General features: G+C 71.6%; 4 protein-coding genes. All 4 read left to right on the top strand.

All coding sequences use genetic code 11. The annotated features are described in order from the left end of the window. Window positions 1-61: 61 nt before the first annotated feature. The 4 genes from ABT247_RS31665 (at window position 62) to ABT247_RS31650 (ending at window position 4,912) form a co-directional block, all read left to right on the top strand. Window positions 62-478 (top strand): phosphorylase family protein, encoded by a 417-nt coding sequence (locus ABT247_RS31665; RefSeq protein WP_502892540.1) that lies wholly within the window; start codon window positions 62-64, stop codon window positions 476-478. Window positions 479-480: 2 nt separating this feature from the next. After that, the gene (hpnH, locus tag ABT247_RS31660; protein ID WP_350749608.1) at window positions 481-1,509 is read left to right on the top strand and encodes an adenosyl-hopene transferase HpnH; all 1,029 of its coding nucleotides are present in this window, start codon (window positions 481-483) and stop codon (window positions 1,507-1,509) included. Window positions 1,510-1,611: 102 nt separating this feature from the next. Then, on the top strand, window positions 1,612-3,522 hold the full coding sequence (gene dxs / locus ABT247_RS31655; RefSeq protein ID WP_350749606.1) for a 1-deoxy-D-xylulose-5-phosphate synthase: 1,911 nt from the start codon (window positions 1,612-1,614) through the stop codon (window positions 3,520-3,522). Continuing rightward, window positions 3,512-4,912: an aspartate aminotransferase family protein gene (locus ABT247_RS31650; protein ID WP_350749602.1), complete on the top strand. Its 1,401-nt coding sequence runs from the start codon at window positions 3,512-3,514 to the stop codon at window positions 4,910-4,912. Before dxs ends, ABT247_RS31650 begins: the two co-directional genes overlap by 11 nt. The last annotated feature ends 112 nt before the right edge of the window (window positions 4,913-5,024 follow it).

Below are 5,024 nucleotides of genomic sequence, written 5' to 3'. Positions count from 1 at the left end.
GCGCTCCAGGTGCCGGGCGGCGCGCGGGTCCAGCAGCGAGGTCGCCTCGTCCAGCACCAGGGTGTGGGGGTCCCTGTACCCGGTCGACTCCGGGCCGGAACTGGCCCGGGCGCTCAAGGTGCACGGACTGACCGCGCACACCGGGGTGCACCACACCGCCGACCACGTGGTGCGCGGCATCGAGCGGCGGGCCCTGCACCTCCAGGGCGCGCTCGCCGTCGACATGGAGGCCGCCGCCGTGCTGGCCGCGCTGCGGGAGGTCCGTCCGGTGCTCCCGGTCGCCGTCCTGCGGGTGGTGGTGGACACCCCCGAGCACGAACTGCTGCGGCCCGGCACCCTCCCGGCCGGGGTGCGCGCCTGGCGGACCCTGCGGGCGACGGTACCCGCCCTGGTCGACTGGTACCGGCAGGAGCCCGCGACCGGCTCCGCAGACCTGAACCACCCCACATCCTCGACGCTCCCCCAGGAGGCGAGCTAGCCATGGCCATGCCGTTGCGCCAGACCGTGCGGGTCGGCACCTACCTGATGCAGCAGAAGCTGCTCAAGCGGCGGGACAAGTTCCCGCTGATCGTCGAGCTGGAACCACTCTTCGCCTGCAACCTCGCCTGCGAGGGCTGCGGCAAGATCCAGCACCCCGCGGGCGTCCTCAAGCAGCGGATGCCCGTCGCCCAGGCGGTCGGCGCGGTCCTGGAGTCCGGTGCCCCGATGGTCTCGATCGCCGGCGGCGAGCCGCTGATGCACCCGCAGATCGACGAGATCGTCCGGCAACTGGTCGAGCGCCGCAAGTACGTCTTCCTCTGCACCAACGCGCTGCTGCTGCGCAAGAAGATCGACAAGTTCAAGCCCTCGCCCTACTTCACCTTCGCCGTGCACATCGACGGCCTGCGCGAGCGGCACGACGAGTCGGTGGCCAAGGAGGGCACCTTCGACGAGGCGGTGGCCGCGATCAAGGAGGCCAAGCGGCGCGGCTTCCGGGTCACCACCAACAGCACCTTCTTCAACACCGACACCGCGCAGACCGTCATCGACGTCCTCGACTACCTCAACGACGAGTTGAAGGTGGACGAGATGATGATCTCCCCGGCCTACGCGTACGAGAAGGCCCCCGACCAGGAGCACTTCCTCGGCGTCGAGCAGACCCGGGAGCTGTTCCGCAAGGCCTTCGCCGGCGGCAACCGGCGCCGCTGGCGGCTCAACCACAGCCCGCTCTTCCTGGACTTCCTGGAGGGCAAGGCCGACTTCGAGTGCACCCCCTGGGGCATCCCCAACTACTCGCTGTTCGGCTGGCAGCGGCCCTGCTACCTGATGGCCGACGGCTACGTGCCGACCTACCGCGAGCTGGTCGAGAAGACCGACTGGAGCAAGTACGGCCGCGGCAAGGACCCGCGCTGCGAGAACTGCATGGCCCACTGCGGCTACGAGCCGACCGCCGTCCTGGCGACCATGGGCTCGCTCCAGCAGTCGCTGCGCGCCATCACCGAGACCGTCGGCGCCAACCGCGGGCGCTGAGCCCGGCAGGGCTCCCGTCCGGCCCGGGCCGTGCTGCCCGGGCCGGCCCCGCCCCCAGCGGCGGGGGCACCACCGCACCACTTCGAGTCGTGAGGTGTACCCATGTCACTGCTCTCCCGCGTCACGTCCCCGGCCGAGCTGCGCAAGCTCCCCGCGGTCGAACTCCCGTTGCTGGCCGACGAGATCCGCGACTTCCTGATCGACGCCGTCACCCGCACCGGCGGCCACCTCGGCCCGAACCTCGGCGTGGTGGAGCTGACCATCGCGCTGCACCGGGTGTTCGACTCGCCGTACGACCGGATCGTCTTCGACACCGGGCACCAGAGCTACGTCCACAAGCTGCTCACCGGCCGCCAGGACTTCTCCAAGCTGCGCACGCGCGGCGGGCTGTCCGGCTACCCCTCACGCGCCGAGTCCGAACACGACCTGGTCGAGAACTCGCACGCCTCCACCGCGCTCTCCTACGCCGACGGGCTGGCCAAGGCCGCCCAGCTGCTCGGCCAGCACGACCGGCACACCGTCGCGGTGATCGGCGACGGCGCGCTCACCGGAGGGCTGGCCTGGGAGGCGCTCAACAACATCGCCGAGGCGCGCGACCGGCCGCTGGTCATCGTCGTCAACGACAACGAGCGCTCCTACGCCAGGACCATCGGCGGTCTGGCCAACCACCTGGCCACCCTGCGCACCACCCGGGGCTACGAGCGCTTCCTCGCCCTCGGCAAGGAGGCGCTGCAGCGCACCCCGCTGGTCGGCCAGCCGATCTTCGACGCGCTGCACGGCGCCAAGAAGGGGTTCAAGGACGCCTTCGCCCCGCAGGGCATGTTCGAGGACCTCGGGCTGAAGTACCTCGGGCCGATCGACGGCCACGACGTGGGCGCGGTCGAACAGGCGCTCCGCCAGGCCCGCAACTTCGGCGGCCCGGTCATCGTGCACTGCCTGACCGTCAAGGGGCGCGGGTACCGGCCCGCCGAGCAGGACGAGGCCGACCGCTTCCACGCCGTCAACCCGATCGACCCGTACACCTGCCTGCCGATCTCGCCCAGCGCCGGGGTCTCCTGGACCTCCGTCTTCGGCGAGGAGCTCGTCGAACTCGGCGCCGAGCGGCCCGACCTGGTGGCGATCACCGCGGCGATGCTCCAACCGGTGGGACTGGGCCCGTGGGCCAAGGCGTACCCGGAACGGACCTTCGACGTCGGGATCGCCGAGCAGCACGCCGTCACCAGCGCCGCCGGGCTGGCCACCGGAGGGCTGCACCCGGTGGTCGCGGTCTACGCGACCTTCCTCAACCGGGCCTTCGACCAGGTCCTGATGGACGTCGCCCTGCACCGGCTGGGCGTCACCTTCGTGCTCGACCGCTCCGGGGTGACCGGGCCGGACGGCGCCTCGCACAACGGCATGTGGGACATGTCGATCCTCCAGGTCGTCCCGGGGCTGCGGCTGGCCGCCCCGCGCGACGCCGACCAGCTCCGGGCCCAGCTGCGCGAGGCCGTCGCGGTCGAGGACGCCCCCACCGTGGTGCGCTTCCCCAAGGGGAACGTCGGACCGGCCGTCGCGGCGGTCGAACGGATCGGCGGGACGGACGTCCTGCTGCGCACCGGCGCCGAGCCGGAGATCCTGCTGGTCGCGGTCGGGACCACCGCCTCCGCCTGCCTGGACGCCGCCCGGCTGCTGCTCGCCGAGGGCTTCACCGCCACCGTGGTCGACCCGCGCTGGGTCAAGCCGGTCGACCCGGCGCTGCCCGAACTCGCCGCCGCCCACCGGTTGGTCGTCACCGTGGAGGACAACGGCCGCACCGGCGGCGTGGGTTCGGCCGTCTCCCAGGCGCTGCGCGACGCCGACGTGGACGTCCCGGTGCGCGTGCTGGGCCTGCCGCAGGAATTCCTCGGGCACGCCTCGCGCGGCGAGATCCTCGAGGAGGCCGGGCTGACCGGCACCGGGGTCGCCGCCCAGACCGCCGTCTTCGCCAAGAACCTGCTACCGACCCGAGGAGCGAACCCGCGCCATGCCGGCTGACCCAGACCGCCCCGCCTTCGACCTCGCCGCGCTCCTCGCCGACCGCGGCCGGGAGCGCTACGAGCTGCACAGCCGCTACCTCAACCCGCAGCTGCCGCGGATGCTCCGCACCATCGGCTTCGACAAGTACTACGACCGCGCCGAGGGGCAGTACTTCTACGACGCCGAGGGCAACGAGTACCTCGACATGCTGGCCGGCTTCGGCATCTTCGCGCTGGGCCGCCATCACCCGGTGGTCCGTTCGGCGGTCCAACAGGTGATGGACCTGGACCTGCCGGACCTGGTCCGCTTCGACTGCTCGCCGCTGCCCGGACTGCTGGCCGAGCGGCTGCTGTCGTACGCGCCGGGGCTGGACCGGGTGTTCTTCGGCAACAGCGGCACCGAGGCGGTCGAGACGGCGCTCAAGTTCGCCCGGTACGCCACCGGACGCAAGCGGATCCTCTACGCCGACCACGCCTTCCACGGGCTGACCACCGGCTCGCTCTCGGTCAACGGGGAGAGCGGCTTCCGCAAGGGCTTCGGCCCGCTGCTGCCGGACACCGCCGTCCCGCTCGGCGACCTCGGCGCGCTGGCCAAGGAGCTGAAGCGCGGCGACGTGGCGGCGCTGATCGTCGAGCCGATCCAGGGCAAGGGCGTCCAGGCGCCGCCGCCGGGCTGGCTGCGGGCGGCCCAGGAGCTGCTGCACGAGCACAAGGCGCTGCTGATCTGCGACGAGGTGCAGACCGGGATCGGGCGCACCGGCGAGTTCTTCGCCTACCAGAGCGAGGAGGGCGTGCTCCCCGACCTGGTGTGCGCGGCCAAGGCGCTCTCCGGCGGGTACGTGCCGGTCGGGGCGACGCTCGGCAAGGGCTGGATCTTCGAGAAGGTGTACTCCTCGATGGACCGGGTGCTGGTGCACTCGGCCAGCTTCGGGTCCAACGCCCAGGCGATGGCCGCCGGGCTGGCGACCCTGGAGGTGATGCGCGAGGAGAAGGTGGTGGAGAACGCCCGGCAGGTGGGCGACCGGTTCCGCGAACGGCTGTCCGCGCTGGTCGACACGTACGAGCTGCTCGCCGACGTGCGCGGCCGCGGGCTGATGATCGGCATCGAGTTCGGCCGCCCCAAGTCACTGAAGCTGCGTACCGGTTGGACGGCCCTGCAGGCGGCCCGCAAGGGGTTGTTCGCGCAGATGGTGGTCGTCCCGCTGCTGCAGCGGCACCGGATCCTGACCCAGGTGTCCGGGGACCACCTGGAGGTGATCAAGCTGATCCCGCCGCTGATCATCACCGATCGCGACGTGGACCGGTTCATGGACGCCTTCACCGAGATCATGGACGAGGCGCACCGGGGGAACGGCCTGATGTGGGACTTCGGGCGGACGCTGGTGAAGCAGGCGGTCGGCAACCGCTGACGGTTGCTGCGGGGAGTGGGAAGCGGGAGTGGGAAGCGGGAGTGGGAAGCGGGAGTGGGAAGTCGGCCGGGCCGACATACCACACCGGGGGTGACACCCCGTCAGATCACGG

This window comes from Kitasatospora sp. NPDC001539, from assembly GCF_040298565.1.
GTDB lineage: Bacteria > Actinomycetota > Actinomycetes > Streptomycetales > Streptomycetaceae > Kitasatospora.
This window is presented reverse-complemented; position numbering and strand designations above follow the sequence as displayed.

Excerpts from the sequence above, each read along its gene's own strand:
- hpnH (WP_350749608.1), top strand. The coding sequence starts at position 481 with ATGGCCATGCCGTTGCGCCAGACCGTGCGGGTCGGCACCTACCTGATG.
- ABT247_RS31650 (WP_350749602.1), top strand. The coding sequence starts at position 3,512 with ATGCCGGCTGACCCAGACCGCCCCGCCTTCGACCTCGCCGCGCTCCTC.
- dxs (WP_350749606.1), top strand. The coding sequence starts at position 1,612 with ATGTCACTGCTCTCCCGCGTCACGTCCCCGGCCGAGCTGCGCAAGCTC.